The sequence below is a fragment of the Mesorhizobium kowhaii genome (genome assembly GCF_042431665.1).
GTDB classification, from domain to species: Bacteria; Pseudomonadota; Alphaproteobacteria; order Rhizobiales; family Rhizobiaceae; genus Mesorhizobium; species Mesorhizobium kowhaii.
Window position 1 is genome coordinate 1 of the sequence record NZ_JBHLYT010000068.1, and the last position, 25,096, is coordinate 25,096.

General features: G+C 55.9%; 20 protein-coding genes and 3 pseudogenes. 10 read left to right on the forward strand and 13 right to left on the reverse strand.

The features are described from left to right. Positions 1-102: 102 nt before the first annotated feature. The 7 genes and pseudogenes from ACFFNA_RS33695 to ACFFNA_RS33725 form a co-directional block, all read right to left on the reverse strand. A pseudogene (locus ACFFNA_RS33695) lies at positions 103-300 on the reverse strand (IS630 family transposase); the annotation flags it as partial. A gap of 60 nt (positions 301-360) precedes the next feature. After that, complete coding sequence (locus tag ACFFNA_RS33700) at positions 361-1,386, reverse strand: hypothetical protein (protein ID WP_378924204.1); 1,026 nt, start codon at positions 1,384-1,386, stop codon at positions 361-363. Positions 1,387-2,371: 985 nt separating this feature from the next. Further along, positions 2,372-2,782 (reverse strand): annotated as a pseudogene (locus tag ACFFNA_RS33705) (Lrp/AsnC family transcriptional regulator); the annotation flags it as partial. Between the two features lie 252 nt (positions 2,783-3,034). Next, the gene (ocd, locus tag ACFFNA_RS33710; RefSeq protein ID WP_378924178.1) at positions 3,035-4,093 is read right to left on the reverse strand and encodes an ornithine cyclodeaminase; all 1,059 of its coding nucleotides are present in this window, start codon (positions 4,091-4,093) and stop codon (positions 3,035-3,037) included. 2 nt (positions 4,094-4,095) lie between these two features. Next, positions 4,096-4,250 (reverse strand): annotated as a pseudogene (locus ACFFNA_RS33715) (arginase); the annotation flags it as partial. Between the two features lie 240 nt (positions 4,251-4,490). Further along, complete coding sequence (locus ACFFNA_RS33720) at positions 4,491-5,372, reverse strand: GlxA family transcriptional regulator (RefSeq protein WP_378924180.1); 882 nt, start codon at positions 5,370-5,372, stop codon at positions 4,491-4,493. 32 nt (positions 5,373-5,404) lie between these two features. Then, on the reverse strand, positions 5,405-6,718 hold the full coding sequence (locus ACFFNA_RS33725) for a glutamine synthetase family protein (RefSeq protein WP_378924181.1): 1,314 nt from the start codon (positions 6,716-6,718) through the stop codon (positions 5,405-5,407). Between the two features lie 350 nt (positions 6,719-7,068). On the opposite strand from ACFFNA_RS33725, the gene ACFFNA_RS33730 reads away from it, so the two are divergent. The 3 genes from ACFFNA_RS33730 to ACFFNA_RS33740 all read left to right on the forward strand — a co-directional run bounded on the left by ACFFNA_RS33730 (position 7,069) and on the right by ACFFNA_RS33740 (position 9,520). Continuing rightward, positions 7,069-7,839: an N-formylglutamate amidohydrolase gene (locus tag ACFFNA_RS33730; RefSeq protein ID WP_095090345.1), complete on the forward strand. Its 771-nt coding sequence runs from the start codon at positions 7,069-7,071 to the stop codon at positions 7,837-7,839. Further along, positions 7,829-8,518, forward strand: coding sequence for a cysteine hydrolase family protein (locus tag ACFFNA_RS33735; protein ID WP_378924183.1), 690 nt, complete (start codon positions 7,829-7,831; stop codon positions 8,516-8,518). The genes ACFFNA_RS33730 and ACFFNA_RS33735 overlap by 11 nt, the downstream gene beginning before the upstream one ends. A 114-nt stretch (positions 8,519-8,632) precedes the next feature. After that, positions 8,633-9,520, forward strand: a complete 888-nt coding sequence (locus tag ACFFNA_RS33740; protein ID WP_378924185.1) for a MurR/RpiR family transcriptional regulator — start codon at positions 8,633-8,635, stop codon at positions 9,518-9,520. A gap of 48 nt (positions 9,521-9,568) precedes the next feature. On the opposite strand, the gene ACFFNA_RS33745 is transcribed toward ACFFNA_RS33740, so the two are convergent. The 3 genes from ACFFNA_RS33745 to ACFFNA_RS33755 all read right to left on the reverse strand — a co-directional run bounded on the left by ACFFNA_RS33745 (position 9,569) and on the right by ACFFNA_RS33755 (position 12,454). Next, complete coding sequence (locus tag ACFFNA_RS33745) at positions 9,569-10,483, reverse strand: MurR/RpiR family transcriptional regulator (protein ID WP_378924187.1); 915 nt, start codon at positions 10,481-10,483, stop codon at positions 9,569-9,571. A 453-nt stretch (positions 10,484-10,936) separates the two neighbouring features. Further along, entirely contained in the window at positions 10,937-12,058 is a 1,122-nt protein-coding gene (locus ACFFNA_RS33750; RefSeq protein ID WP_378924189.1) for an aminomethyl transferase family protein, read from the reverse strand. A 201-nt stretch (positions 12,059-12,259) separates the two neighbouring features. Beyond that, on the reverse strand, positions 12,260-12,454 hold the full coding sequence (locus ACFFNA_RS33755) for a hypothetical protein (protein WP_378924191.1): 195 nt from the start codon (positions 12,452-12,454) through the stop codon (positions 12,260-12,262). A gap of 210 nt (positions 12,455-12,664) precedes the next feature. On the opposite strand from ACFFNA_RS33755, the gene ACFFNA_RS33760 reads away from it, so the two are divergent. After that, entirely contained in the window at positions 12,665-13,831 is a 1,167-nt protein-coding gene (locus ACFFNA_RS33760; RefSeq protein WP_378924193.1) for an NAD(P)/FAD-dependent oxidoreductase, read from the forward strand. A gap of 30 nt (positions 13,832-13,861) precedes the next feature. Here ACFFNA_RS33760 and ACFFNA_RS33765 read toward each other — a convergent pair whose 3' ends face one another. Together ACFFNA_RS33765 and ACFFNA_RS33770 are read right to left on the reverse strand one after the other, a co-directional pair. Then, entirely contained in the window at positions 13,862-14,776 is a 915-nt protein-coding gene (locus tag ACFFNA_RS33765) for a MurR/RpiR family transcriptional regulator (protein WP_378924195.1), read from the reverse strand. Between the two features lie 406 nt (positions 14,777-15,182). Next, positions 15,183-15,704, reverse strand: a complete 522-nt coding sequence (locus ACFFNA_RS33770) for a hypothetical protein (RefSeq protein ID WP_095090339.1) — start codon at positions 15,702-15,704, stop codon at positions 15,183-15,185. A 631-nt stretch (positions 15,705-16,335) separates the two neighbouring features. On the opposite strand from ACFFNA_RS33770, the gene ACFFNA_RS33775 reads away from it, so the two are divergent. From ACFFNA_RS33775 to ACFFNA_RS33800, 6 genes are all read left to right on the forward strand, one after another. Continuing rightward, positions 16,336-18,201, forward strand: coding sequence for a branched-chain amino acid ABC transporter ATP-binding protein/permease (locus ACFFNA_RS33775; RefSeq protein WP_378924197.1), 1,866 nt, complete (start codon positions 16,336-16,338; stop codon positions 18,199-18,201). 131 nt (positions 18,202-18,332) lie between these two features. Further along, positions 18,333-19,496, forward strand: a complete 1,164-nt coding sequence (locus ACFFNA_RS33780) for an ABC transporter substrate-binding protein (protein WP_378924199.1) — start codon at positions 18,333-18,335, stop codon at positions 19,494-19,496. A 16-nt stretch (positions 19,497-19,512) separates the two neighbouring features. Next, positions 19,513-20,217: an ABC transporter ATP-binding protein gene (locus ACFFNA_RS33785; RefSeq protein ID WP_095090336.1), complete on the forward strand. Its 705-nt coding sequence runs from the start codon at positions 19,513-19,515 to the stop codon at positions 20,215-20,217. Between the two features lie 9 nt (positions 20,218-20,226). Then, on the forward strand, positions 20,227-21,111 hold the full coding sequence (locus ACFFNA_RS33790) for a branched-chain amino acid ABC transporter permease (RefSeq protein ID WP_095090335.1): 885 nt from the start codon (positions 20,227-20,229) through the stop codon (positions 21,109-21,111). A gap of 161 nt (positions 21,112-21,272) precedes the next feature. Beyond that, positions 21,273-22,454, forward strand: coding sequence for an acyl-CoA dehydrogenase family protein (locus ACFFNA_RS33795; RefSeq protein WP_378924201.1), 1,182 nt, complete (start codon positions 21,273-21,275; stop codon positions 22,452-22,454). 51 nt (positions 22,455-22,505) lie between these two features. Beyond that, positions 22,506-23,048: a flavin reductase family protein gene (locus ACFFNA_RS33800; RefSeq protein WP_206073804.1), complete on the forward strand. Its 543-nt coding sequence runs from the start codon at positions 22,506-22,508 to the stop codon at positions 23,046-23,048. Between the two features lie 313 nt (positions 23,049-23,361). Here ACFFNA_RS33800 and ACFFNA_RS33805 read toward each other — a convergent pair whose 3' ends face one another. Continuing rightward, complete coding sequence (locus ACFFNA_RS33805; RefSeq protein ID WP_095090529.1) at positions 23,362-24,678, reverse strand: aspartate aminotransferase family protein; 1,317 nt, start codon at positions 24,676-24,678, stop codon at positions 23,362-23,364. Positions 24,679-25,096: the final 418 nt, after the last annotated feature.

Consider the following 25,096-nt stretch of genomic DNA (forward strand, 5'->3'; position numbering starts at 1 on the left):
CATCCTCCACACTCGGCGGCCTGCAAAGGCCGCCTTTTTGTTCCGTCCACAAGCACCAAACGCTTGTCGTCGTTTAGACGCGCTTTTGAAAAGCCATCAACACCGCTCCTGCCAGCGCCACACGCAGGTCTTCGACTTGGCCGTTGCCGCCATGATCGCGACGGTGCCTAAGCCATCGTCGGTCAACAGGATGATCCGCGCCCGCCAAACGTGCTTTTGTGGCGAACCGCGCGCCGCGACGAGCGCCTCAAGCCGGGCCCTATCCGATGCTGTGACGACGATGCCGATACCGGTACGCATCTCGCATCGTCGCACAAGCACGCAACACCGGGAATCCCCGATCGGACTCGTCTGTCCCGATCAATCCAGAGAGAGAATCGTAGTGTTGAAGATCGCCGCGTGGCCGACATAGTAAGCGAAGAGCGTTGCTGTCAACGCCGCACATAATCCGACCGGAGCGAGCCAGGCCGCGGGAGTGTCGGTCTCCTTAGGTCGCTGATCGGAAAGGATCGCGACGAAGACGACGATGATGGCCGAGTGCCCGATCACATCCAGCTTGCCGAATTCGAAGCACGCGCTGATGAACATCTCAATCAACACGGCCGCCGCAACGCGCCGGACCAGCGGCGTCCAAGCCAGGGCAAAGGCGAGCGTGAACTCGATTATGCCCGCGGCTCGCATGTAGAACTCGTTGTTGAAGCCAAGGGTGATACCGGGGTGCTCGATCAGGAGCGGGAAGCTCCATTCGGGATAGGCCCACTTCTCGACCGACGCCCACATCAAGGTGACGGCGGTCGCATAGCGCACGACGTCGAGCGGCTGAATGCCGAATAAGTTCTTTTGCAACCCGGTGAGAGCGAGATAGGCCGCAAGCCCCAGAAAGATCGGATAGTCAGCCAGATGAAACGCGCCGTAATCGCGCACGGCTAGCCCGAACAGGACGACGATCCCCGCGGCGGATAGGGGTGTGGTGCGGCGTGACAGCAGACCGGCCGCGATGGCGAGCTGCAAAGGCCCCACCAATGCGGACGTCGTTTTCAATTCAGGGGTTAAGAGGATGCCTCCGACCGCCCAGAGCGAGATGAAGAAAAACCCACAGATCGCGCGGATCATCGTCTCGGTATGCAGCAGCAAGCCCTCCGTGAAGCGGTTGAGCGAGCGGGTTATCATCTCGCCTAGAGACGTCCGCTCCACCACGCAGCCGGAAAAGATACAGAGCAAGGCAACGCCCAGGAGGAGCTCGAAATCCTGACAAAGGACGTTTTCGAGGCCGCGCGGCTGGCCGGCAACGTCATAGGCAGAGAACCATTTGACGTGGGCGCTGGCAGCCCGGGTCCCGAGGATACAGAAGGAAAATCCCGCAATGGACTTAGCAAACAGGAACATTCCCCGAGAGGCGGAAAGGGGATCCCGCCCAAAAAATCTGAACATTTCGAAAGAATCCCCGTTTTGGATGGCACAGCTTTAACGATTCACCTTTAGGATGAATTTTAAGGTCATGGACGTCCTCTGCACCCGCCGGTTGTCGGGTGGTTATCCGGCCTCGGGCTGAGATGGCAGAAGGCCCCTATGAGGACTTTGAGGCCGCACTCGAAATGGCACCTGCCGCGCTTGCGGTATATGCCAAAGCGGCCATAACTTCCCCGTTTTGCGAGAGCCGATGCCTGGCCAACCTGAGCCCGTTTTCGGTTTCATTCTTGCACCTGAATCCGAGAGCGTTTGACAGGCAACTTCTACAGTACGGTCGAGCCTCTTCGTTACTTGTATGCACTCCCGGCGTGTCATGGACAGTTCTCGACAAGGGCGGTTTCAATCCCGGTGCAGTTGACCTCCCTTTCAGGCCGGCCTTGGCGGAGCACCCACGGCAGGCGCCGCTTCCATCGTTCACCTCGCCGCAGAAGAACATCTGTCTGCCACCGCTTCTTCTTGCGAGTTCGTCTGTCTTCAGTCGGTGCGTTCGATGCCTCCAGAATCTTCGCTTCCCCAAACGTCGGCGGCATAGGAGCGATACGTCGGGCGTGGTCACCTCCTTGGCGTCGGATGCTTCATCAATGGCGGCCATGGGCCGAGAGCGAACATCTTCACAAGGAAAAATCGGCGCTTCAGCGATCGCTTCCGCCTCCGCGATATCATTCGTGATAGCGGCCAGGTCGATGCCGGCCCAGATTGATTGTGGCCGCTTCACGAGCTCACGCTTCTGTTTGATCTCGACGACAAAGGGTCGCTGCTTCCTCATAGTGCTCTCGGGGACTCGGGAGAGTTGCGAATGTCGTCTAGGCCGATAGCTCGCTTTCGTCCACCCGCCCCACGTATTCTCCAACGGTTTTCGAAGACCTTGATGTCTTCGACGCCAAGACGCCAGCGGCTCACCGCCGACCTCCCGGCCGGCACTCTCGATCTCCTGTCCTTGTGTCAGTGCGATCGCTACTACGATCACCTTCAGCACATAATCGACGCCGCCGCCCACCGACCAGCAGGCGACGATTTCGGGAAGATCGCGGATGACGCGCTCGAAGCGGTCGAAGTCGGCCTGGCGGTGGCTGGCTAAAGTCACCTCCATCAGCACGGTCGCCACCGGCGCGATCGTGCGCATGGCGATCGCGCCGTGATAGCCGGACACGATGCCGGCCCTCTCCAGCTTGCGCAGCCGCATCCAGCACGGCGTCGGCGACAATCCGACCTTGTCGGCCAGCGCCAGCTTGGTAATGCGCCCGTCGCGCTGGATGGCGTCGAGGATTTTGAGATCGATCGAATCGAGTTTCGCTGCAGCATCACCGTTCACTTTTTTCTCACTACCATGTTCGTGTCGTGAGGGCAGTCTGGATGCCGCAAGTTTGTCGTTTGAGAGGAGTGATCAAAATGCCGATCTATATTCGGTGCTTTAGGCCCGCTTCAAGCTCGAGGTTATAAACAAAATTGGCGCCCAGAGATTGGCCAACACCGGCTTGTGGGTTGATGGATAGAGAATGCTTGATTGAAGGTGCACGTCCGACTGGCCGGGGACACTAAGATCAGACGCTTTGGGCGAGTTTCCTCAGGCGGCCGGCTGCAAGGCGGCCCTGAGCAGCATGCCGAACAGATCCCGCGGCTCGTCGGGATCGGCGAGCAGGTCGAGCTCTTCATAAAGGCCGGTCGCCTTGAGCTGATCGCGGACGTAGCGCAGCGCAGAGAAATCCTCGGTGGCGAAGCCGACGGAATCGAACAGCGTGATCTGCTCCGGCGTCTTGCGGCCTTGCGCCTGGCCGGTCATCACCTGCCACAGCTCGGTCACCGTATGGTCGGCATCGAGCTGCTGGATCTCGCCTTCGATGCGGGTCTGTGGGGGAAACTCGACGAAGATATCCGATCGCAGCAGGATGTCGCGATGCAGTTCGGTCTTGCCGGGGCAGTCGCCGCCGACGGCGTTGATGTGGACGCCCGAGCCGACCATGTTGTCGGTCAGGATGGTGGCGCATTGCTTGTCGGCCGTCACCGTGGTGATGATGTCGACGCCTTCCACCGCATCCTGCCCGGTCGTGCAAATGGTGATGTCAAAGCCCTTGCCGAACAGGTTGCGGGCGCATTTTTCCGAAGCCGAGCGGTCAATGTCGTAGAGCCGCAGCCGGTCGATGCCGGTGAGCGCCTTGAAGGCGATGGCCTGGAACTCGGACTGGGCGCCGTTGCCGATGATGGCCATGGCGCGTGACCCCTTGGGCGCCAGGTATTTGGCCGCAAGCGCGGAGGTGGCTGCGGTGCGCAGCGCCGTCAGGATAGTCATTTCACTGAGCAGCATCGGATAGCCCGAGCCGACATCGGCCAGCACGCCGAAGGCGGTGACCGTCTGGCGGCCCTCGCGCATGTTCTTGGGATGGCCGTTGACATATTTGAAGCCGTAGAGCCGGCCATCGCTGGTCGGCATCAGCTCGATGACGCCGTCATGGCTGTGCGAGGCGATGCGCGGTGTCTTGTCGAACAGCTCCCAGCGGCGGAAGTCTTCTTCGATGTAGCCGGCAAGCTCGGTGAGAAACCGTTCGATCCCGATGGCGAGCACCAGCTTCATCATGCGGTCGACGCTGATGAAGGGGACGATGGCAAGGCGAGAAGGCTGGGTCATGGTCAGATGCTTCCGGAATGACTGCGGGTCGGGTGGTCCATGATGCGACGGCCCATCAGGCTGGCGGTGAGGTCGACCATAGGGTCGCGGTGCGGCCGCGCTCGTCCAGGAACGGGTTCAGCTCGACGAGGTCAAGGCTGGATACCAGGCTGCTGTCGGACACTATCTGCGGCCTCCGGGCGAGTTTCCGGAACGTGAATCACTTTGCATGCACCATTTCCCCGATTGATGACCTCATCACCGGCAATGGTGCGGGTGCGTCCGCAGCGAAGGTTCCGTGCCCGCTCCGTCGGCGTTCTACGACTTCCGAGCGAGCCTCACGTGGAGCCAGTCCATAATTCTCGCAATATGCCTTTGAAAAGTGCGAGGCCGAGATGAAACCACAGGCCATCGCGATCTAGACGATTGGAAGTTGCGAGTTCAAGATCAACAAGTGCGCGCGCTCAAGTCTCATCTCGAGATAGTATCGCGCAGGCGAACGTCCTATTTGTTGCGAAAAGATGCGTTCAACTTGGCGCCGAGACAAGCGGCTGGAGGCAGCGATGTCTTCGAGCGCGACTGGCTCGTCGAGATGCCTCTCCATCTGCTCGATGATCTTCAACAGGCCGTCATGGTGAATGGCCGCGCCTGCATGCAGAGGTAGTCTCTGACGATCTCCAGGTTGACGGACCGTCATAGCGACCGCCTTCTCGCACACCCGGTTGGCTGTAGGGGATTCATAATCTTCTCTGACGAACTGCACGAACATGTCGAAAGCAGCATCTCCGCCAGAGCAGGAGTACGTGTCTCCGTCGATCTCATAAGCAGCTTGAACAGCAGCGATACGTGGAAATTGTTCAACGAACGAAGGGAACTGTTCCCAGTGTACTGCACATCTTCGTCCATCCGCCAGACCGGTCTGGGCGATGCTGAAGATCCCGCTCGCGATTCCGACCAGACACAGTTTCCTGGCCCGGCATTCTCGCAACCAGCCATGCAGGGCCCGATTTGCGGCAAGTGGGTGGCTCCCCCCGCAAATTACGGCGACTGAAGGGGACCAGCCCGTTTTGCCAAGGAGGCCGCGTTCCTCCTTGAGCGACGTATCAACGGAGATCGTAGGTCCAAAACTCGATCTCACAGGGAGTCCGTCGTCAGATACAACTCGCCAAGCGTAAATCTCCGATTCGAGCACTTCGTTGGCAAGCCGTAAGGCCTCGACTGCAGAAGAAAAGGCCTGCATCGAAAATCCAGGCTCCAGATAGAGACTGAACAGACGTTCTGCTCCCTTCATCTTCAGCATCTCTACGCCTCTCACGAAGTGCCTTCTTGTTATCAGTACACTTTTGAATAAGCGGCACAGCGCTCTTTGACGGTGCGATCGCTCAGATGCGCGATTTCGGCACGCTTGTGCGTAGTATAAATCGAAGCAAAGCCGTCCGGAAACCAACGCGTTACAATATCGTTCTGCTCAAAACGCAGCAAAGCCTCTTCCAGGGATTGTGGTAGCCGCTTGTAACCGCGATCAGACAGCTGGGCCTCAGACAGCACGGATAAGTTCTCCTGAGTTACCTGAGGTGTGGGGAGACCGTCTTCGATGCCCTGGGCACCTGCATGGAGAACCGATGCCAAGGCCAGATATGGCGAGGCCGCGGCATCGGCCGCACGGTACTCAAAGTTATATTGCCTGGCGATCTTCTCGGGATCTGCGGAGGTAGTGGGACAGATTCGGACTGAAGCCTCGCGATCGCGGAAGCCAAGATTGTTATATGCCGCGCTCCAGCGGTTTGGCGTCAATCGCAGATAGGAAATGTCAGACGGCGCGGTTAGCGCAACGATGGAGTCGAGATATTTGAGTACGCCGGCGATGAATGACCCGGTAAGTTTGGACATGCCGAACGGGTCGTTCTCGTCGTACGTTGCCGGGGAGCCATTCCCATCCAGGAAGCTCATATGGATGTGAACGCCGTTACCGACGCTGGTGGGGTCTAAAATTGGTGCGAACGTCACCTGCTCACCGCAGCGTTGCGCCGCCATGCGGGTCAACTCCCGAAGAATTACCGCTTGGTCGGCAGAGCGATGACCCTGAGCGGGGCCATTGGTAACCTCGTACTGGTTTGGACCAAATTCCTTCATGAAGGTATCGGGCGTCAGGCCTGCCTGAGCGAGAGCCGACATTAAAGCCTCTCCGAGCTGCCGCCGCCGAGTAAACCCGCGCAAGCTGTAGGCGTCGGGAAGAACCTCGCCGGCGTCGAGCATCTGGAATTCATGCTCGAAGGCGCTCACAAGCTCGATACCGCCGCAAGATCGGAGCCGCTCAAGTGCCGCTTTGAGAATCGAGCGAGTACAACAATCCCATGGGCGGCCGTCGAGATCGGTGATATCCCCCAACATGAAATGCTCAACCAGGCCGCCGTCTGCGAAGTCGACCTCAACGCGCGCTTCAGGATCAGGGATCAGAAGCAGATCCCCGAGCGAGCCAAAGGGGCTTGGAGCGATCGCGTCGAAGCAGGTAATCATTACATTCGTCGGCGTCCAGCCGATTCCACGCTTAAGGCGCTTATCCAGTTCCAACACTGGAAATGCTTTACCACGTGTTCTCCCGGCGATATCGGACGTAGCTGCGAAGACAAGCGGGTTCGAAATCATCGGTGTCCTTCAAAACGTTGGGCTCAGCAGAACAAGATCGTGAGGTTCAAATTAGTCAGTTTCATAACGTACGCCAGTGCTCCGCGGCCATAGGCAACCCCACCACCGCGATAGCCTGTCTCGAAACGACCATGTTGCCTTCAGTGCACAAAGCCTCAATGAAATTTTTTTGTCAATCACAAATATTGAGTTGACATTGAAAATGAAATCTCGTCCTGTTTGCAACGAACGATGGGAGCACGCGGCGGGGCTTCCTGAGAGAGTTGGTCCCCAGGGACATTTGCAATCTCAATGCATTGGTGGCTCAGGCGTCGGCAAGCCCGTCGATCTCTCGAAGGACAGAGAATGGCATGAAGCAGGGTTATGATACGCTACGCTTGCTGGGGCAGGGCGATCCGGACCCGTTTGAGGTCATGAATCCCGACGGGTCAAGTCCTGTGCTCCTGGTGTGTGAACATGCGGGGCAGGCGATCCCCGCGGCGCTCGGAAATCTGGGCATTTCTCTTGAGGTGCTTGACGATCATGTCGGCTGGGATATCGGGGCAGCCGAAGTGGCACGGCTTTTGGCGCGGCGGCTAGATGCTGTTGCTGTCTTTCAGCCGTATAGCCGCCTGGTCATAGATTGCAACCGGCCGCCGGAGGCATTCGATGCTATTCCTGCAACAAGCGATGGGATCAGAATACCCGGTAATCAGGAAGTCGACATTGCCGATCGCGCGGCTCGCGTGGCCGAGATCTTCGAGCCTTTTCACACAGAGATCAGTCGACGTCTAGAGGAGGGTCGACACACAGTGGCGATATCGGTTCACAGTTTCACTCCTCGCATGAACAACGTGTGGCGCCCGTGGGATATCGGTTTCCTATTCCGTCGTGACACGGACACGTCAGCGCGCCTGAGAGACTCTGTTACACGCAGGTATCCGCGTTTACGCGTGGGAATGAATGAACCCTATCAGGTCAATGACTCGAGCGATTGGTTTGTGCCCCGGCATTGCGAGACACGTGGCTTGAACAACAGCCTGATTGAGATCCGAAATGATCATCTGCGGACGGCTGAAGGTCAGAAGCTTTGGGCCGATATCGTCGCATCATCGATCGAAGACTATTTGAATGGGAACTGAAATGAGTCTTACTCGCAATGTGCCCTTGGTGCCGGAGCAATCGGCCTTGCTTTTTGTCGATGTCCAAAATTTCAGCGCTCACCGTGACGGAGCCGAATTTTCAGGGCTGCCGAAAGCAGATTTTGCAGCGAAGTATGGCTGGTATTTCAGCGAGCTTGAGGCTCGGGTCATTCCGAACATGCAATCTTTGCAAGCCGCCTTCAGGAAGTCTCGTATTGAAGTAATGTACACAACGATCGAAAGCTTGACAGCTGATGGTCGGGACAGATCTCTCGACTACAAGATCACTGGGTTCCATGTCCCTAAGGGGTCATGGGGCGGTAAGGTAATCGACCAGATAGCTGTGCAGGGTGATGAGATAGTTCTACCCAAGACGTCATCGTCCGTCTTCATTTCCACAAATATCGATTACATCTTGCGGAATCTCGGTGTTAAACAGCTCGTACTCGCAGGGTTGGTTACCGACCAGTGTGTAGAAGGCGCAATCAGGGATGCCTGTGACCTTGGCTATCTCGTCACACAGGTTACAGATGCATGCCTGACTTATACCCGGGAACGCCATGATAGCTCGCTACGGGCGATTAAGGGGTATTGCCGTCAGGTCACGACCCGTGAGCTCATTGCCGAAATACAAGGCCTGGAACACGCCCCTAAGCCGCTAACGCCCAGTGCTGGTTAGAGCAGCACCTCTTTCTCGTGGCGGAGCGCTGGAGCTTGCTAGCTAGGTCTCACTCCCCCATACTGAAAACAGCAGTGCTTAAGGGTTCGCGGGGTAGCCGGCTTTGGAGAGATTATGACCGATAGCACAATTCCGGGCGAAACCGTAAGGGAGCAGATAAGGAGAGCAGCAGATTCTTTAACCGCCACGGAGCGGCGCTTATCTGCGCTAATTCTGTCGAATTATCCGTTTGCCGGACTTGAGCCAATCCAGGTAATTGCGACCTCCTCAAACGTCTCTGCTCCCTCTATCTCACGCTTCGTGAGTAAACTCGGCTACCAGGGTCTGCAGGAATTCCAACAACAACTTATAAAGGAACTGAAGCAAGGGCAAAAGTCTCCGCTCGATTTGCGGACAACAACAAGCGGTATAACGGACGAGTTTTTCGAGAATTTTATCCAAAAATCAACCGAGTTGCTAAAGGCATCCGCCGGGGCGATCACTGCCGCCCAGTTTGAAAGAGTAGGGGCACTAATTTCCGACCCACGATCTGATATATTTACCTTGGGTGGTCGGATCAGCGATCTAGTTGCGCAGTATTTGTCTAGGCACTTGAAACAAATCCGCGCTGGTGTTCATCAGGTATCGTCCGAGGATGACTGGTGGCCAGAGTATATAATGCGAATGCGGCAAAGGGATGTATTAGTCCTCGTCGATTTTCGAAGGTACCAACGTTCCCTTGAAGAGTTCGCCGAAAGAGTGTCAAAGCACTGCGGGCTGAAGATCATCCTGATAACGGATCGATGGATGTCTCCAATCTCCAAATATGCATCAGAAGTGATAGCGCTGCACATTGAGAACGAGACTGCATTTGACAGCAACGTTGCCGCGTTCGCGTTGATCGAGGCGCTCATAACCCGGGTCGCCGAGGCGAACTGGCCCCAGGCAAGCCAGCGGATAAAAAAATGGGACTCGTTGAGGACTTCGGTCTCGCATCAGAGAGAGCCAGTGAGGGAGTCATAACTAAAGAAAAGCTAAGGCTAATGGAAGGGAAGATGCTCTTCGGGCCGGCTATTGGAGTTTTTGACGAGAACTCCCGTTGCTCTGATTTTTGTGCGCGTGGGCCTCGTTAAGTGTCACATTGCTCTCGTGACGGATTTGTTCGAGTTCCTCAATCCGGCGGCGTGTCCGCTCGCCGGTGGCTGCAAAAATCTGAGCGACGACGGCTTCGATCTGCGCCACCGCCGGTGCCATCGTGTCATAGGGCGAACTGACTTCGATCGGGCACGAAAGGGTAACTTCGGCGAAATCGGAAATCGGCGATAGCCATGGATCGGTGAACAGGAGGATGCGAACGTGACGGGCGGCGGCTTGTTCGGCAAAAGCGACCACGTCGCGTTGGTAGCGGCGGTAGTCAAAGACGATCAGAACGTCTCTCTTTCCTAAATCGACCAACAGATCCAGTTGCTGAGCGGATAGTGTCTCGATGTAGGCGACGTTGGCTCGAAACTGCGATAAGTAGCTTGCCAACATTCCCGCGACGTGCCGACTGTAGCGTCCTCCGAGCAGGACCACCTTACCTTTGGAGTCCATGACAAGTCGGGCTGCGCGCTCATATGTAGCCAGCGGAGTGGTCGTCAACGCCTTGTCGAGGCTCCCGGCAACCGAATGCATGTAGGCTATAGCCGCGCCTTGTTCGCCGTCGGTGGCCAACTCTGGCCGCTTCGCTCCCATCATAAGCAGTGGCGAATGCAATCGCGCTTCGATGTCGGCGAGCAACCGCTGCTGGAAGTCGGGAAAACCTTCAAAGCCGAGCTTGATGGCCAGGCGAACCACAGTGGGGTCACTGACCCCAGCACGCTTCGCCAAGCTCGTTGCGGTGCCTAGCCCGGCCGTCGGATAATCGGTGAGTAACACCTGAACAATGCGCTCCTCCGACGGGGTGAGCGATAAGCCGCCTTGAAGCAGCATGTCTCGAAACTGCATCAATCAGTTCCCCTTGAACTCGTGAAGAGGAAATTACAAATCCTCGTGACCTGCGTCAACATGTCAATTTCTTAATCGCATCGAGCGACTCAAAAAGGCAAGCGCTCTGCAGAAATAGGTTTGTCCGCTCCACAGCTTTCAGCCCAAGGGCGAATGGCATGATCACAGAATAAGGGAAACCTACGAGGGCGCGTCGACCGAAGACCCTTGTCGAATGACTCGAACTCGACCTTGCGATGGACCTGTCCGACGAAGGCTGTTGATGCCGTTGCGATGGTGGTCGCTCTTGTTTGGTGTGAGCGTGAGACTGTCTTCCGAGACAGACCTATGACGGTATCCTTGTTTTACCGCCAAGGAGGTCTCGCCGGGCAAGGGCGCCGCTGGGGCCGGCCAGCATCGCTGCTTTGCCCGGCCCCACGCTCGGAAGACTGCGAGATGTCTAACTGAGCTAGATCAAACTTTGAGCATCTCGCGGGGATTTACCCTGACGCGCTCGCCTTTGGGATCGAAGAATCGGTAGCTGGCGGTGACTTTCACCTTTTTGGGACCGCCGTTGGATTGAACCTCCAACTCCGTACCTGGCTCGGCGAATTCGCTATTGACCCATGCTCGTCCAATATTGCGTTCGAGCAGTGGGCTGACCCAGCCGATCGTCGTTTCACCTGCGTTCTTCTTGGGACCACAGGTCAGCTTTAAACCTCCCGCTATCTGAGGTTCCGTTGTGTCGGCCTCTATTCCTACGAGTTTGGTGCGGAGGCCTGCTTGCTTGCGGCGCAGCATCTCATCTCTGCCATGGAAAAAGCCCTTGTCAAAAGCTACGGACCATCCAAGGCCATATTCAAGAGGGGAACCTCCCGCATAAAAGTCGGCTCCGAACAGAAAGCCTTTATCAACCGCGATTGGGAAGGCGGCCATCAGTCCGGCCGGGCCGCCACCGTACTTCGCGCAATACTCAGTGAACTTTTCCCACATGCCGTGAGCATATTCAGGCCCGAAATGGACCTCGTAACCGAGTTCACCTGAAAAGCCCACTCGTGCAATCGTGGTTGGAACGCCATGGAAATCAACATGCACTAATCGGTTGTGCTCAAGATCTGCAATGTCCACGGCTTGTTGAAGTACATTGATCGACTTTGGGCCCTGTATGGAAAGGAACGTGTTAGACAATTCAGTGACCCAGACCTTTCGACCATCTGCCTTTTCCATAATCCACTTGCGCGAGGCGTCGCGAGTAATTCCACCGTGGATCATAAACTGATCTTCGCTAATCCAAAAAACGATAACGTCGTCGATTAGACTAGCCTTGTCGTCAAGGATACTTGAGTAAATAGTGCCGCCAGCGGTGATCTTTCCCAAGTCGTTTACGATAAGTTCCTGTATGAATTGAAACGATTCCGGTCCGCACACCCCAAAACAACTCTGGAAATCATACTCGGCAAAGCCGACATTGGAGCGGACCATCATGTATTCATCGTTTGAAGAAGTTATGTGCGAAGCGACTTTCCAGCCTCCAAAGTCAATCATGGGGGCGCCAAGCTTCTCGTATATTGAATGATATGCCGTTCTTTTTTCCATGTTATCCTCCAAATTTAACAAATGGCTATCTTTGTCGGCCGATCCGCGACATTGGCGCCGTTCTCAGAACGGCAACCCCACTTAGTCTCCGATGCTTGATAGGCTGCCAGCATGTCCTCGATCCCGGCGTCCATCCTGCATGCAACGAACATGCTATCTCACAAAGCATGAATTGCTGAAAATTATTTGTCAATGATGCGATCATTTTGATAGATAGAAAATTTTTTCCGGCGTGGCCTTGTGTTCAGCCATGGCCTCAAGTTCGCGATAGATCGGATGAGGCTTGGTTTGTTGAGCAAGCGGGAAGGTCGAAGGTGGCCGAGGAGGTCGAGTGCCGCGGACTGAAAGAATTTCTTCAAACACTGCAATTAACTGTAGACAGGAAAAAAATTCCACATTATTTTCGCTCCTCAGCCAGCCTATCAGCGGACTGCTTGGCCAAAGGTGGGGAGGGGTGGATCTTGTGCAGAGGGCATTCTGCTCTGAAGAAAGTTGATTGCGAGCCGGTCGCAATCGTCGTCCTGGCCCTTCACCACTCGCCGTACCGGAAGTGGCTGCATCGATAAGGATAGCCGGTTGGGCTTTTTCTTGTAACAGGAGCATCAAATGAGCGAAAGATACAGCTGTGACGTACTCGTTGCGGGAGCGGGAATTGCGGGTGCGGGGGCAGCCTACTATCTGTCGAACCAAAATCTGAACGTTATCCAAGTCGAGTCCGACCATCCGGCTTCCGGACCGACCGGCTCATCGTCCGCGGTGTGCCACGCGTTCTATGGCGATCCCGAGTTATCTTTGCTCGCAAAACGGGGAATCGAGATCCTTAAGGATCTCCCGGGCGCCTTTCATCAATCTGGCTGCCTGTGGGTTTGCGGTCCTGAGCACGAACCCGCAAATCGCGAGATTGTTAAGCGGATCCGCGACGATGAAGGTAGCCGAATCGAGGGTCTGACCGGAGAACAGGCGCAGGCAATTCTCCCTCATTTCAATATGGAGGGGATCACTTTTGCCGCCTGGGAAGACGAATCGGGACACTGCGACCCTTACGGTGCAACTAACGAATTGGTCAATCGAGCTCGCGCAAATGGCGTTAAGTTTATGGGCGGCCGCTCGGTTACCGAAATTCAAGTAACAAATGGAAACACGACCGGGGTGACGCTAAGTGATGGCGCCGTCATCTCTACCGGTCGCGTAATTCTTGCAACGGGTGTTTGGTCGAAGGCGCTCCTGGCTAAGCTTGGAGTTAGCCTACCGACGTTTATTGAACGCCACTTCATGGCAGTAATGGACGCACCAGGTGTCGCAAGGAAGTTACTTCCGCATTGTTGGGTTGATGAAACTACGAACTGCTATGCTCGTCCGGAAGGCGAGAATACAATTTTGGTTGGAACCTGGGGGGGCGGCGGCACAGGCGTCGAGAACGACGCGCTTAAAGAAGCACACGCGCGCATGAACTATCGCCTCGAGGTCGCGGGCCAATTGGACCGAACGATCACGCAAGAGGAATCGGTCTGGGCCATTGAACATATCATGTCCCGTTCTCCTGAGATTGCCGAATTGGGCATCCGTCCCGGCTACGCCTGTCAATATGATATGAGCCCGGATCACCTCCCTATAGTTGACGAGATTCCGGGCGCAAAGGGAACTTTCGTGATCACCGGCTCAAGTGGGCATGGCTTCAAGCTTGGGCCTGCCATGGGCGAAGTCGTCGCACAATGGGCGTTGGGTCAACGTCAGGAATTACTCAGGAAGTTCTCATTGTATCGCTTCGCATAACGTCCTCAACGCATTTGCATCCATGGCGCGCTACTTGGTCGTCATGGATGCCAGTGCGGGCTTTTCCTCTTCGAGGAGACGCGCGTTATCCAGCGATGCACTCGCCTGGAGGCGGATCTCCTCCAATTCCTCGATACGTTCGCGCGTCCGCTTCTCCATGGAAGCAAGGATTTGAGCGATAACAGCTTCGATCTGCGCCACCGATGACGCCATCGTATCGTAGGGCGAATTAACCTCAATTGGGCAGGTTAGTGTTAGTTCTGAAAACTCGGCAATGGGCGATAACCAAGGGTCCGTAAACAGAAGAATGCGAACGCGGCGGGCCGCAGCTAATTGGGCGAACGCAACAACGTCCAGCTGATATCGGCGATAATCGAACACGATTAAGAGATCGCGCTTTCCCAAGTCGACTAACACGTCCGTCTTTTGCGCCGATAGTGCGTCGATATGCATGATCTCTGGCCGAAATTGCAACAAGTAGGCTGCTAACATGCCTGCGATAAAACGGCTGTACCGCCCGCCGAGCAGGACGACCTTGCCCTTTGTATCCATTACCAGGCGGGCGGCCCGTTGATATGACGCCAGCGGGGTCGATGTCAGCGCTTTGTTGAGGTTGCTGGCCACCGAATGCATGTAGGCGATCGCAGCTCCTTGTTCGCTATGCGTCCCCATGTCGGGCCGTTTGGCTTCCATCATAAGCAGCGGCGAATGCAATCTTGCTTCAACATCTGCAAGTAACCGCCGTTGGAGGGCGGGGAACCCTTCGAAACCCAGCTTCATGGCAAGGCGAACCACAGTAGGGTCACTGACGCCGGCGCGCTTTGCGAGACTCGTGGCAGTGCCTAAGCCGGCCGCCGGGTAGTCGGTCAGGAGCACCTGAACGATCCGCTCTTCTGATGGTGTCAACGAAATGGCCCCGTGCAGCAGCATGTCTCTAACGTTCATCGTGTCCTCCAACTGACATTGCTGAAGAGAATATTACAAAATTTCTCATTGTGAATATGTTAGCGGGCTGTCCGAATAATGCACGATGGCAAGCCACCAAAGTGCGCGCAAGCGCGGCTACGCTAGTTTTCAACTACAGAAAGGCCGTCCACATTGTCGGGCGGTCGCGGCCAACATCGGCTGCCTTGGCCTTGAGCCAGCCTACAGGGTCACACCGGTCGCCGTCCATTCCCAAGTCGACCGGATCTCTGTCGGCTGGGGGGGGCGTGGAAGACGCTCTGAACCATCAGACGCGCCACTGCCCAACTCCAGGGGGAACCGATCAAAGCGGCGTGACTCAGACGAAGCCGCCCCAGCGACCCCGGTGGCTCAGATACAGCAGGACCTGGTCTGAAGACAGGTTTTCTTAGCCTTCGTTGCGCAACAGAGCTTTGTGCCGTTGTAGAAAGTTGTCAAGATGAATCTGACCATCGCTTGAGTCTTCACCTTCCGCCTGAGCGAACGCGAAAAGCGCAATTTCGTGGTCAAGAAGTAACTGGATATAGGGTCGGTCGTCAACCGGCGCCTCGACAAGCAGAGTCTCAAATTCACGAACGAATGGCCCCAATAGCTTCTTGAGCTTTACCGCAAATTGAGTCCAACCAAGCTCTGCGTACTCAACGGTTTCATCACGTCCCTTCTCAGCAAGCAATACTTTGCTATTTGGTTCAAGTTTGTAACGCGTGATAACTGGCAAAAGCGCCTCTGCTACAAGCCGCTCAATGGCGGCCAAATTGCGCAACTTTACGCGAGATTGTTCACTGTCAGCCTTTTGGGCAAGAACGCTAAAAAATTCTTCCCCCAAGATTTCACCCTCATAGGCGCTGAGTACGCGATTTTCGTAAGTCGGAGCAACAGAAGACCGCATCGGAACACCTTTATCGATCATGATTGTTGAGGGGCGCGACGGAACGAGCCGATTTGCTGAAGGCTCGTTCCGAAATACAAATTATGAGCGGCTGGAGGCTGACCAACCGGCATCATACTCAAAGCCTATTCGAGGGTAGCTGCGGCCCAGGTGCGTGTCAATATCTCTTCAGAGGCTGGCGCTGATGGAAGAAAAGTAGACGAGTCGGCAACGAGGAGGGGCAGGCAGCCTGTAGGATCCAGGCGAGGAGATTGCGGCATGGATTGAAGATCAAACTTCCTGGGTGCTGTTTATGTGCGATTTCGACGATGGACAAGGGCACCAGGAATTCGGCAGTGAGGTAAGACCAGAGATGCCTCCCTTGCAGGATAAAGATCGGATGGTCCTCAAAGCCTTCCCGTTCTGGTCTGACTATCTCCAATATCGATCAGCGCGCGCCGATCGGCATCGATGGCTATTGCTCAGCTCGGTGGGGATTGTGCACCGGGAGGTCAAGTTCTCCAGCCTCTGGGGTAGCAATCAGCAATCTTACGACCGCAGCTGGAAGGCTGTAGCGCCTTCTGCACAATTTTTCATATGACAGAATGATGTAATGATATTGACATGAAGGTTGACCTGTCCAATAATCGTAATTCCGCAGAGGAGCAGACGGATGGTCAATCCCCGCATCAAGGCTGTGACGATGGATTCGCTGGCTTTGGCCGTTATCCTAGTGGCAGTAGGGATCTTGGCCGGTGTTTTGTTTGGAGCGAATGGAGCCCGGATCGCGACATCGATGTCAATCGTGGTCACCGCCTGCGTTGGTTTGCAGGTTTTTTCCGGCAACACAGGTATCGTGTCATTCGGTCCTGCAGCCTTCATGGGGGTGGGCGCCTACACTGCAGGCATCCTCACGATGAGCCCTGTTGTTCAACGGACCGCACTTCCTCACCTCCCGGTCTGGATGGCGGGCTATGGTCTTTCAGTCTGGTCGTCGTTGATTGTAGCCGCCCTTACGGGGCTGGTTTTGGCTGGGGTGAGCGGCATCGTTATGCGGCGGTTGTCCGGTTCGGCTGCGTCCATCGCCACTCTGGCATTGCAGATTATCGTCTACACGGTTCTGGTAGCGACAAAGGATATCACGCGCGGCAGCCAAACATTTTACGGTGTGCCCCGCAATACCACGCTTGTGGTTGCTCTATCTGTGGCGGCGCTGTCGATCGCAGTTGCCCGAACATTTAGGGATACAAGGACTGGTCGCGCCGTCCGAGCCACGCGAGAAGACGAAGTAGCCGCAGCGGCAGTGGGCGTGGACGTTCGCCAAGCGCGACTTAGGGCATGGCTGTTGAGCGGGACCATTTTGTCGATTGCTGGGGCGTTGACGGCTCAGTTTTTAGGTGCCTTCGGCCCCAAGGATTTCTACTTCGAGTCGTGTTTTCTGCTGATTTCGATGCTGATCGTCGGAGGCATCGGTTCTGTTTCGGGCGCTTTAGTGGGCGTGATAGTAATCACAGCAGTCACGGAGCTTCTGCGGGCGCTAGAGGGCGGGGGTGATATCCTCGGATTTTCGGTCCCGGCCTTGTACGGACTGCCTCTCGTTGGTGCTTCGCTCGCAATGATTCTCGTCCTCTTCATCAGGCCCACTGGTCTTGTTGGTAGCCGGGAACTCGAGCTGTCAAAAGCATGGGATCCTTTGAAGGGGCGCGACAGCAAGCTCCTTCCAGGATCGCAAGATTTTCAGGCACCAAAGGGTGCACACGCTTTGGAGGCAAATCAGCTGTCTCGTCATTTTGGCGGTGTGCGGGCCGTCGACGGGGTAACCTTCAAGGCTGAAGCTGGCCTCATTACGGGGTTGATCGGTCCGAATGGTGCCGGGAAGAGCACCTTGATCAATCTGTTGACTGGCCAGTTACGACCTAGCGCAGGTCATGTGGCGCTTGGATCGGATTTGATAGAAAATAAGCAGCCTCACATAATTGCCCGCGCAGGTTTGGCGCGAACTTTCCAAAACCTTCGTGTCTTTGCTGACATGACTGTAAGGGAAAATGTCTTGGTTGCCGCTGAGGCATGTGCGGCCGACACGGCTCTATCTGTATGGCGCACCAATGACGCCCTGGCGCGTTTTGGCCTGGAAACATTAGGGGACCGGCTTGCCGGCAGCCTTCCGTACGGACAGAGACGTCTTGTAGAAATCGCCCGCGCTCTTGCCACGGGCCCCAGGTTCCTCCTTCTTGACGAGCCTGCTGCGGGGATGAATCCGGCCGAGACTAAAGAGCTAATGGGCAGGTTGGCCGCACTGCGCGCGGACACAGGCGTGGGCATTCTCGTGGTTGAGCACGACTTGCACCTTATAATGTCGCTTAGTGACACCATCGTCGTTATCGACCGGGGCAAGCGCATCGCCGTGGGCACGGCAGACGCGGTCAGAACCGACCCTGCCGTGATATCAGCCTATCTCGGAAGCAAAAGGATGGGCGAGAAAAAAACTCAGGTCGAAACAAGCTCTGTGGTGCAGGTCATCGGCGCTAGCGCGTCCTAGAGATGGTATCGCTGAGTTACTCAGTCTGATGGATATTTAATGGTTACAAAAGTACAAAGGAGTTGCAGACAGAATAACTATTAGACTTCGGAAAACGAAGCATTGGTCAAACCTCACACGGGAACTCAAAAATGAACAAGCTAAGATATGCAACTGCGCTCGCTTGCCTTGCTGCGATAGCGCTCTCGTCAAGCGAGGGATACTCATCGGCGGATGAATACAAGATTGGAGCCGCAATGGCCCTGACTGGTGCCTTGGCACCATACGATCAACCCGGCCTGGCCGGCTTCAAGTTAGGCATCAAAGATCTCAATGCCAAGGGCGGCATTGGGGGCATGGCGACGGTCACTCTCGAAGTTATCGACACCCGGTCCGACACAGCGGCTACCGTCAACGCGGCCCAGAAATTGATCGAAGACGGGGTTCAATTTCTCATTACCCCGGCCGATGCCGATCCCTCGATCGCAGCGGGTCAGATCGGACAGGCAGCGGGCATTCCGATGCTCAACCTCGCTGGTTCGCCCAGCCTAACACCTGCTGTCGGCGACTATATGTTCATTTCTTATCCATCCGACACTGTACAGTCGGCCGCGCTAGCAAGTTATGCCGCAGAAACCGGCTACAAGACGGCATTTCTTCTGAAGTCGCCCGACTCCGCCTATACGTCCAAATTCCCAGACTATTTTGGCGAAACGTTTCGGAAAAAGGGTGGGAGCGTTGTCGGTGAAGCGTCCTACTCGATGGGGCAGCCAGATTTTTCTGCGGTGGTTTCTCAAATCAAGCGATTAGCACCGCAACCTGACGTTATTATGACGACCGCGTACGAGCCTGACTTCCCAGCCTTCATCAAGCAGTTGCGCGGTGCTGGTGTTAAGGTTCCTGTTATCGCCTCGGATGCCATCGGTACTCCGACGGTGTACGGACTCGGTTCGGTGGTCGATGGCGTTGTGCATTCCTCAGCCGGCTTTCCAACCCCTGGCAGCGGGATGGAAGCTTTCAACAAGCGCTTCAAGGAGGAAACCGGTCATGACGCGGAAACCTCATACGAGGCATCAGGATACGAATGGGCACAATTGCTCGACGCCGCAGCTCGCAAAGCAGGATCGCTGGACCCCGCGAAAATCAGAGACGCATTGGCTGGCCTGGAAGATGTGCAGACCGTTCTCGGCAAAGTGACGTATGCTGGAACTGAGCGTGTTGCTCTGCGCGACGTTGCAATAATCCGAATTGAGGGGGGGAAGTCGACCTTTGTGAAGGTATATCGACCGACGAAGGAGGAAATCCCCAATCCTTAAGCTGGTAGGAACGCCAATGCTTCGTGTCGAGGGAATGAAAATACGCTACGGGGCCGTCCAGGCTGTCCATGGCGTCGATCTAAACGTTGGAAATGGAGAACTTGTCACACTCATTGGCGCCAATGGCGCCGGCAAGAGTTCGATTCTTGCCGGCATCGCCGGGTCCATCCCACCTGCCGAGGGCAAGGTGTTGCTCAAAGGTCAGCCACTCACCGGCCTGCCCGCAGACGTCATCAGCCGAAAGGGAATAGCACTAACTCCTGAGGGTCGCCGTGTTTTCGCCCATCTCACAGTTGGTGAAAACCTGCATTTAGGGGGAGCGGCGTTCGCGAAAGGTAATGAGCTGCGGGCTCGCCGAGATAGCATGCTCTCCCGCTTTCCCATCCTTGCTGAGCGCATCGATCAAAAGGCAGGGAGCCTGTCGGGCGGTGAACAGCAGATGCTGGCGATCGCCCGATCTTTAATGAGCCAGCCCGACCTGCTCTTGCTCGACGAACCTTCGTTGGGCCTTGCGCCTCAAACGATAGACAAGGTCTACGAATTAATCGAAGACCTGCGCAAGCAGGGGCTTACCATTCTGCTTGTTGAACAGAATGTCGAGTTGGCTCTGTCCGTGGCCGATCGAGGCTACGTGGTAGCCAACGGCCGTATTGCTCTAAGCGGTACGGCATCTGAACTCGCCAGCTCTGACCTTGTGCGGCAGGCATATTTGGCAATCTAGGAGGTCGTCATGGAATTCGTCCAGTACCTGGTTAATATTCTTAGCCTGGGTGGAATATACGCTCTCCTGGCGCTGGGGCTGGCGATCGTATTTTCGATCGTTGGGCTCATAAATTTCGCACATGGCGAACTGATGACGATTGCAGGCTACCTCATAGTACTGTCGCTTTCATTCGGCCTGCCGTTGCCTGTAGTTCTTCTAGTGGCCTGTCTGGGAGCGGCGCTCTCTGCGGTATTGATGGATCGAATAGCGTTTCGTCCTATGCGGTCCGCGTCCGTGACGACGCTTATGATTACCAGCTTTGGCGTAAGCACCATTTGCAAGGTTTTCTTTCAAAACGGAGTTTCTGCTCGCGGAAGAGCGGTCGCTCTGCCGGAATGGATGTCAGGAACTCTTACTTTCGGAGGCTTTCAGATCGGTATGGTCCCGCTGACATCCATCGCCCTGACGGCACTAGCTCTAATCGGGCTCGACATCTTCTTACGCAAGACCACTTTGGGCGTCGCGATGCGCGCCGCATCCGAAGACTTCATCATGGTTAGCTTGCTTGGTTTGCGCGCAAACACAGTCATTGCGACGTCCTTCGCGATATCAGGCCTTCTTGCTGGTATTGCCGCGATATTGTGGATTTCGCAGCGTGGCTCGGTAGATCCGCTCATGGGCTTTACTCCGGTCCTGAAGGCCTTCATCGCTGCGATCATCGGCGGGCTGGGTTCTTTGCGGGGAGCCGTGCTGGGCGGCTTTGTGCTCGGCGCGTTGGAGGTCGGTTCAGAACCGTTCCTCACCACTGGAACCGCGCCATACCGGGATGCACTTGTCCTTCTGGCGGTAGTTCTTTTGTTGCTTGTCAAGCCGGACGGTCTATTGCCAGCCGTACGGGGTCTTCGCTCGTGAATATGCACGCTCTGGTGGCGGGTAGGAATCAGACCGGATGTAACAAGTACCGACGGCAAACGAGCAAGCACTGACGCCGCTATGGCTTCAGCCCGTTGAGCAACATTATCAATTTGCCGCGACGGTGTGGGTATATCGGTATAATAAGGAGGAGAACAGTGATGGATTTAACACTAAGTAACGCCGAGCTGGTACGCAATGCTCGCGCACTCCGACCGCTTTTGCGTGCAAATGCGGAGGAATCCGCAAAAAACAGACGACTTGCTCAGGAGAGTGCTGCGGCGGTGCGAAGCGGCGGCTTTCTGCAGGGTTTGGTGCCGCGCCGCTGCGGTGGTCACGAGATTGATATCCAGACATACTGCGAGATTTGTGAGGAACTAGCCCGCGGCGACAGTGCTGCTGGTTGGCTCGCCATGGTCGCCAATAGCAGCGCATCTTTGATGGGGCTCATGCCTGACAAGACGCGCGACGATGTCTTTGGCTCGGATCCCCGCGCGGTCGTCATCGGTCAATGGGCCCCCACCGGGAAAGCCACCGCGGTCGAGGGGGGCTGGATGTTGACAGGCAAATGGCCCTGGGCGTCCGGATGCTTCGAAGCGCAGTGGAGCTTCGTGGGCTCCGCGGTCCTGGATGCCAGTGGGGCTCTGATCGACGTACGGCTTGCACTGGTGCCGACGTCCGAGCTGAAGATCGAAGACACATGGCATGTCGCTGGGATGGCAGGGACGGGGAGCAATACCTTTGTGGGAAAAGATATCTTCGTGCCGGAACACCGGACGATGCTCATCAGCGAAATGCTTTCCGGCTTCAGTCGCTCGGACCATTCTGACGAACCTCTCTATCGGGCACCGCTCATAACCGCGCTTCCGTTGGGCATATGTTCTGCGGCTGTCGGGATGGCGGAGGCAGCTTTCGATTTCACGTTGGAGAACCTCGAGCGCGGCAAGCCCATTGTGACGTCCCTATATACAGATGCAAGGCAGTCCCCAAGCTACCAGCTAAATCTGGCAGATGCTCGTGGTCTGATCGACTCCGCACGGTTGCATACGATGCGCGCGGCCAGCGATATCGATCGCTCCGTCAGCGACGGTACAAGCATGACCGATCTCGAGCGAGCTCGCGTCCGACTTGACGCGGCGGTTGCGCAAAAACGCGTGCGCGAGGCCGTAGACCTGCTGCTGAACATAGGCGGAGCGTCGGTTTTCATGCTCAGTAATCCGGTCCAGCGGATCTGGCGCGACATGGAGACTTGCACGCGACATGCCTATATTAATGGCGACATTGGGCGCGAGATATACGCCCGGGCGCTGCTGAAGCTTGACCAGGTGAGTGCAGGCTTCTGAAAATTAGGTCTGCGATCAATTCAGAACGGGTCACTGCTACGGAGGACAGACTTGGATAGGAACGATGCCTTCAGGGAGGCGATGGGCCGTTTCGCCGGGGCCGTCAATATCATCACGACTGAAGAAGATGGCCTTCCGAGCGGCCTGATCGCCACTGCGGTTTGTAGTTTATCCTTCGATCCGCCGTCTGTTCTCGTTTGCATCAACAAGTCGGCCAGTTCGCACGACACGATTTTACGGCGAGGTATCTTCGCCGTAAATCTGCTATCTCCTGCGTTGTCCAATGTGGCGCGTCGATTTCAATCTCAAAAAGGTCCAGATCGCTTCGAGAAGAAATATTGGGTCGCGGGCAAAACCGGGGCACCGCTCCTTGTTGGCGCGCCGATGGCGCTTGATTGCAAACTTAGCCATACCTACGACGGTTTTTCGCACAGTATCTTGATCGGCGTCGTCACCGACGTGCAGCTTGGGGAGGGCGATTCCCACAATTCGCTCCTTTGGCAAGGTCGCCGATACCACAAGCCGATGGAATTCGTTGAACTGGTTCGTCGACCCGCTGACGTACAAATGATTTTGGATGAAATGATTTTCTAGGTTCAGAAAGGATCGCATGATCAGTCGCACCCGCGAAATCACTCTACGACGATCCTTGAGATCTCAGCCCCCATCATCACGCTCCGCCACTCCGCCCTCAGCTTGGCCAGTTTCCACCTTCTGCGAAGTACTCGGTCTCGAACCGCGCCGAGTCGATTCTGCCCACGGTCGCGAGGCTGGCGGTTCAATTTGCATACGTTCGCGCAGATCCTTTGAATCTCGGACAATTCGCGGCTGCGTTTCTTCAGCCCTCGCAAGCACTGACTTACTAACTCGGTATTCACGAAGCCGAAACGGGCCAACTTGGTGAATATCACCAGCCGGCAAAGGATGAGATCAAGTCGGGCGAAACCTTCCCAGCGGCGACATCTTGAAGTGCTTGACCAATAATAGAAACGCCTTCGTCGGCTTCACTTGTACTCAATATGAGCGGCGGGGTAAGCTCCAGGACGTTCGAATTCGAACCGACATAATACATTACGAGTCCAAGCTGGAACGCTCTATAAACAGTGAGAGCGGTCTGGATTTTCGCTGGTGCGCGACTAACGCGATCGCCCACAAGCTCAATCCCAATGGCAAGCCCTTTCCCCCGGACATCGCCAACCAAATCCCAATCTCTGCTTCGCTTCGAAAGTGAGGCCAACATGTAAGAGCCGATGTCTGCCGAATTTCGGACCAACCCGTCCTTTTCGATCGTCTCCAGTACCGCCAATGCCGCTGACGCGCAGATCGGATTGCCGTGTAGCGTTTGGTAGGAAAAGGTAGGGGAGTGATTCATAATGGGTTCGGGGCCGACGACCGCAGATATCGGCAAACCTCCGCCGAGGCCTTTACCAAAAACCACAATGTCTGGCTCAATCCCTGAATGTTCGAAGGCGTGCAGAAGTCCGGTTCGAGCTAGGCCAAACTTCACTTCGTCACACACCAGAAGAATTCCGTGCTGACGGCAAAACCGTTCGATCTCGGCGAAGAAACCGACAGGCGGCACTAGCAATCCTCCATCGCCCTGTATTGGTTCGATAAAGAAGGCAGCAACTTCTTCTGGCCGAACGTCCGCCGAAAAAACCTCCTCGAGATGGGACAGCGCCGCGGCACTGGCAGCTGTCGGGTCACCTGCCGCGTAACTGTTCGGATAAGGCACCAAGATCAGGCCGCCGAATTTCTCCACACCTTTGAGCGCCGGATGACCCGAAACAGCCATGGAACCGCTGGTCCCGCCGTGATACGCGCCCTTGAAGGCCAATATTCGACGGCGTCCGGTGGCTGCGACGACCATTCGAGCTACTGTTTCATTAGCATCAGAGCCAGAGTGCCCCAACCAAACTCGGCCGCGGCTGCGTGGTGGAACCAATGATAAAAGCTTCTCAGCAAGAAGCACGCTAGGTTCGTTTGCGGAAGACAGGTAGCTTGCACCAGCTTGATCTGAAAACGCCCGCGTAATGGCCTCGCGAACCGAAGGATGAGCATGCCCCAGGCTCGCAGCTCCCCAAGAGGCCGAAAAATCAAGAAGCTGGCGACCATCATCGCCTCGCAAATACGATCCCTTCCCTCCAACGACCGCTTGAGGAAAGAAACGAAGTTGAGCCATGTTCGAAACTGATTTGCTTTCACGGCGATAAAGATCTGTCACTGGTCTTCCTTTCATATCGGCAGCGGGGAGCACCGGGCGATTTCGGCTATTCGATCTTCTTGCTCGCCATAGGTAAGGCGCTCAATTCGGCTCTATTGCTTGCCAAAACGCGCCGTTGACCAGGCGCGCGGCCATTGCAAAATTATTTTCAGAATTTTACCATTACTGCAAATAGAAAAAATTTTAACATTTTAGTACGGCCGGCAAGGAACGGGCATCGGGGCCGGAGATTAGGCGCACAACGAGGGTGGCGTCGACCAAGAGCGCAGCTCCGGCATAGCATCGAAAGGCTGCGGAGTGTGGATAGTCAGCCTTGGCCTATTGCGGATTACGCCAGCCGGCGCGCACCCTGGCTACCATGGTGGCGGAGCATGTTGAATTGGCGTTGTTTGAGCAGTCGCTCGGCAATCGCGAGGGC

Coding starts and splice junctions, on each gene's coding strand:
- ACFFNA_RS33700 (WP_378924204.1), bottom strand. CDS start 1,386: ATGTTCCTGTTTGCTAAGTCCATTGCGGGATTTTCCTTCTGTATCCTC.
- ocd (WP_378924178.1), bottom strand. CDS start 4,093: ATGACCCAGCCTTCTCGCCTTGCCATCGTCCCCTTCATCAGCGTCGAC.
- ACFFNA_RS33720 (WP_378924180.1), bottom strand. CDS start 5,372: ATGCTGAAGATGAAGGGAGCAGAACGTCTGTTCAGTCTCTATCTGGAG.
- ACFFNA_RS33725 (WP_378924181.1), bottom strand. CDS start 6,718: ATGATTTCGAACCCGCTTGTCTTCGCAGCTACGTCCGATATCGCCGGG.
- ACFFNA_RS33730 (WP_095090345.1), top strand. CDS start 7,069: ATGAAGCAGGGTTATGATACGCTACGCTTGCTGGGGCAGGGCGATCCG.
- ACFFNA_RS33735 (WP_378924183.1), top strand. CDS start 7,829: ATGGGAACTGAAATGAGTCTTACTCGCAATGTGCCCTTGGTGCCGGAG.
- ACFFNA_RS33740 (WP_378924185.1), top strand. CDS start 8,633: ATGACCGATAGCACAATTCCGGGCGAAACCGTAAGGGAGCAGATAAGG.
- ACFFNA_RS33745 (WP_378924187.1), bottom strand. CDS start 10,483: ATGCAGTTTCGAGACATGCTGCTTCAAGGCGGCTTATCGCTCACCCCG.
- ACFFNA_RS33750 (WP_378924189.1), bottom strand. CDS start 12,058: ATGGAAAAAAGAACGGCATATCATTCAATATACGAGAAGCTTGGCGCC.
- ACFFNA_RS33760 (WP_378924193.1), top strand. CDS start 12,665: ATGAGCGAAAGATACAGCTGTGACGTACTCGTTGCGGGAGCGGGAATT.
- ACFFNA_RS33765 (WP_378924195.1), bottom strand. CDS start 14,776: ATGAACGTTAGAGACATGCTGCTGCACGGGGCCATTTCGTTGACACCA.
- ACFFNA_RS33770 (WP_095090339.1), bottom strand. CDS start 15,704: ATGATCGATAAAGGTGTTCCGATGCGGTCTTCTGTTGCTCCGACTTAC.
- ACFFNA_RS33775 (WP_378924197.1), top strand. CDS start 16,336: ATGGTCAATCCCCGCATCAAGGCTGTGACGATGGATTCGCTGGCTTTG.
- ACFFNA_RS33780 (WP_378924199.1), top strand. CDS start 18,333: ATGAACAAGCTAAGATATGCAACTGCGCTCGCTTGCCTTGCTGCGATA.
- ACFFNA_RS33785 (WP_095090336.1), top strand. CDS start 19,513: ATGCTTCGTGTCGAGGGAATGAAAATACGCTACGGGGCCGTCCAGGCT.
- ACFFNA_RS33790 (WP_095090335.1), top strand. CDS start 20,227: ATGGAATTCGTCCAGTACCTGGTTAATATTCTTAGCCTGGGTGGAATA.
- ACFFNA_RS33795 (WP_378924201.1), top strand. CDS start 21,273: ATGGATTTAACACTAAGTAACGCCGAGCTGGTACGCAATGCTCGCGCA.